This is a genomic window from Desulfallas sp. Bu1-1 (assembly GCF_015594625.1).
Lineage (GTDB): Bacteria > Bacillota > Desulfotomaculia > Desulfotomaculales > Desulfallaceae > JADNRQ01.
The window spans coordinates 1-572 of the sequence record NZ_JADNRQ010000074.1 but is presented as its reverse complement, the minus strand read 5'-3'; the positions used below and the strand labels follow the sequence as shown (position 1 = coordinate 572).

General features: G+C 52.4%; 1 tRNA gene and 1 rRNA gene. Both read left to right on the top strand.

Features of this window, described 5'->3' with window-relative positions:
- The first annotated feature begins 182 nt into the window (after positions 1-182).
- Positions 183-259, top strand: a tRNA-Ile gene (locus IT084_RS17690).
- A 187-nt stretch (positions 260-446) separates the two neighbouring features.
- Positions 447-572: ribosomal RNA gene (locus tag IT084_RS17685) — 23S ribosomal RNA — on the top strand; the annotation flags it as partial.

Here is a 572-nt window from a genome sequence, read left to right as displayed (position 1 = left end):
AAGTTCGATTAAGAAGGAATTCGCCCCTGGCGAATTCCAGCAAACATCGAACCTCGAACGACGAACATCGAACCTCGAAAACTCCAGGTCGAACCATCTCGACACACTGTTTGGTTTTGAGGGATCAGTTTAGTGGTTGGTGGTTGGATGACCAACGACAAACCACAAACGACCCCAAAAGTGGGCTTGTAGCTCAGCCGGTCAGAGCGCACGCCTGATAAGCGTGAGGTCGGTGGTTCGAGTCCACCCAGGCCCACCAGATTAGTGGTTGGTGGTTGGTGGTTAGTGGTTAGTTCCAGGGTTAAAGCTAGCGGGTCAAAAATGACCCAAAAGTAATACCAAGGAACCAACGACTAACGACCAACCACCCACTACTCAAACCAAACCTGTTCCTTGAAAACTGCACAGCGAAAAAAGCACAGGTAGCACACAAGACGCCGAGAAGAGGTCAAGCTAGAAAGGGCGTACGGTGGATGCCTGGGCGCCAGGAGGCCGAAGAAGGACGTGGCAAGCTGCGAAAAGCTACGGTGAGCCGCAAGCAGGCATAGACCCGTAGATTTCCGAATGGGGCA